This is a genomic window from Anaerotignum sp. (genome assembly GCF_017483025.1).
Classification (GTDB): Bacteria; Bacillota; Clostridia; order Lachnospirales; family Anaerotignaceae; genus Anaerotignum_A.
The window spans coordinates 1-3,181 of sequence record NZ_JAFUMA010000053.1; the positions used below are offsets into that span (position 1 = coordinate 1).

Here is a 3,181-nt window from a genome sequence, read left to right on the forward strand (position 1 = left end):
ATATTCGCCACTTCTCAGGCCCATGTTACCTGCATACAGGTCGATATGGTTATGTTTGTCGGAGGAATATGTACCGGGCAGATATGTATAAGCTGTGTTCAGGTTAGTTGTGTAAGCAACTTTAAAGTTATACTTCTTACTCCACAGACCTGTATCGAAATACTTGATCTGAGCTGCTTTAGGATCGGGCAGTTTATCGTGTACTGTGAACTTATCAAGGGATACATTGGATTCATTGCCTACACCAGTAATGTAGTAATTGATCGTATCGCCCCAAGAGCAAGTCTTAGTATCGGAAGTCTTCTTGATACCAACCATCAGGTTAATAGAAGGATCTTTCGCTACAACGGATACTACCTGACCTTCTTTCTTGATCGTTACTTTCAGAGGGTTAGGATTGATACCGTACCAATCGGGAGCCTGTACCTCTTTCAGTGTATAAGTACCAACTTTCAACTTACTGGAGATAGCTGTGCCATCTGCACCAGTTGTGATTCTATCTACTTCCACGCCATCGGAATCCAGAATACTATATACCGCACCCGCCAGAGGAGTACCGCTATCCCAACCTGTGTTGTTGTTATAGTCCGCAGACAATTTTGTCAGCGCGATTCTACCCATCAGAGGTTTATTCGTCAGCTGAATGATCGTAGGTCTGCCATTGCCTGTGATCTGGAAGTTATAAATCGTTGCATCGCGTTCATAGCCTTCAGGTGCTTTTTCTTCCTGCAGTGTATACCAACCTTCAGGCAGGTTGCTGATGTTGATGATACCGTTTTCGGATGTTTCGTATCTGCCGATGATCGTATGCAGACCGTTCACCATTGTGTTCGCCGCATTTACACCTGCTGCCATAACAGTCTGGCTATAGATACCAGTACCATTATTCAGCGCAGCGATCACGTACACAGCACCTTTAACGGGTTTACCTGTTACAGCATCAGTTTTGATGATCTGAGATACACCCAGAGGATCGTTATAGATCGTTACTGTCTGGTTATTGCTTGCACCTTCAAGGTAAGGGTTTCTGCCGGAGGATACCTGGAAAGTTTTAGGCGCTGCAAGGTTATAGCCTGCAGGAGCTTTCATTTCTTTCGCGATATAGGTACCGTCAGTCAGGTTAGGCAGGTGGATCTGACCGGATCTATCAGTTTCAAATACACCTACTGTTGCCCCGTCGAATGTTGTGATCAGGAATTCACAGCCTTCAATGGGTCTATCTGTAGCGCTGTCCAGCTTCTGGATCACTACGCCGCCTTTTTTGCTGTTTTCAAATGTCACTGTTGTTACTTTGCCGGCACTTACCGTTACAGTCTGAGGGATGGAATTCAGAACATAACCAGCAGGTGCGGATGTTTCGGAAACAACGTATGTGCCACTTGCCAGACCGGAAACCATGATGTGACCATTGGAATCTGTTGTGTATGTGCCAACTTTTTCACCGTTTACTTTTTCAACTTTGAATGTTGCACCCTGCAGAGGATTCTTTGTGTCAGCATCGATCTTGATGATTTCCAGACCGAGGATCTTAGTATTTGTGAATGTTACGGATGTCTGTTCGCCGTCACGAACTACGATATCCTGTTTGTTGTTATCGATCTGATAGCCTTCGGGAGCTTTTGTTTCCAGAATTTCGTATGTACCTTCTTCCAGTACAACATTGATAACACCATTGATATCTGTTGTGTATGTGCCGATCAGTTTACCTGCAGGAGTGCTGCTGGAAACGGATGTGCTTGTGGATGCGCCAGTCTGCCAGATCTGGAACTGTGCGCCTTTCAGAGGAAGACCTGTCTGGCCGTCTTTTTTGATGATCTGAACGCCTTTCAGTTCTTTGTTATAGAAATCCACTGTATAAGTACCTTCGTTATCGATCGTGATCGTCTTGGAATTTACTTCGCTCAGTGCATATCCATCGGGTGCTTTTGTTTCAGTAATGATATATGTACCTTTTTCCAGTTTAGGCAGTGTAATTGTACCTTTTGCATCTGTTGTAAACAGGCCGTTGGAATTGCCTACTACTGTGCCGTCCATATGTTTCACTTCAAATGTAGCACCTGCCAGTGGATCTTTTGTCTTTTCATCGAACTTTCTGATTACCAGATTGCCCAGAGCTTCATTATAGAAGTCAACTTTGAAAGTACCTTTTGTATCCACTTTCACTACCTGAGTAGGATTTTCGCTCAGTGCATAGCCTGCAGGAGCCTGAATTTCTGTTACTGTGTAAGTATCAGCCTTAATATCCCTCAGTGTGATCACACCACTTTCGTCTGTAGTGAATACACCATTGGAACCGCCGGGAACGATCGTGCCGTCAGAATAAGTAATTATAAAAGTTGCACCTTCCAGCAGTGCCTTTGTATCGTCTTCGAACTTACGGATCTGCAGATTTGCCAGTGCATCATTGTAGAAATCTACTGTGAATACACCTTCTGTATCTACCTTGATCGTCTGTGTGGGTGTATCACTGATCGCATAGCCTGTAGGGGCTTTGATTTCAGTCACTTTATAAGTGTCCTGTTTTACACCAGTGATCATGATCACGCCACTATTATTTGTTGTAAAGATACCGTTGGAATCACCAACTACTGTACCGTCGGAGTATGTTACTTTGAACTGTGCACCTGCCAGCAGTTCTTTTGTTTCGGAATCGAACTTACGGATCTGCAGGTTTGCCAGTTTTTCATTATAGAAATTTACCTTAAACACACCGTTTGTGCCTACTTCTACAGTCTGAATGGAGTTTTTGCTTAATGCGTAGCCTGCAGGCGCAGATGTTTCGGTCACTTTATAAGTACCTTCTGCCAGACCGGGGATAGAAACAACACCACTTGCGTCTGTTGTATAATTACCGATCAGTTTACCGCCAAATTCAACACGGAATGTTGCACCTGCCAGAGGCGCTTTTGTTTCGTTGTCAAATTTGTAGATTTCCAGAGTACCCAGTTTTTTGTTATAGAAATCTACTGTATAAGTTTTACCTGTATCGTCGATTTCAATTTTCTGGGAAGGATTAGCACTTACTGCGTAACCTTTAGGTGCTTCTGTTTCTGTAATGATATATGTACATTTATCCAGTTCAGGCAGTGTGATTGTAACGAATGCATCTGTTGTGAAGATACCATTTGCAGAACCAACTACTGTGCCATCGGAATCAGTGATCTTAAATGTAGCACCTTCC

Annotated in this window: 1 protein-coding gene; it reads right to left on the bottom strand. The window is 43.6% G+C overall.

Annotated features, from left to right (window positions below; translation table 11 throughout):
- Nucleotides 1-3,181, bottom strand: a 3,181-nt coding sequence (locus IJ369_RS04470) for a SpaA isopeptide-forming pilin-related protein (protein WP_290716475.1), incomplete at both ends; no start/stop codon positions are given.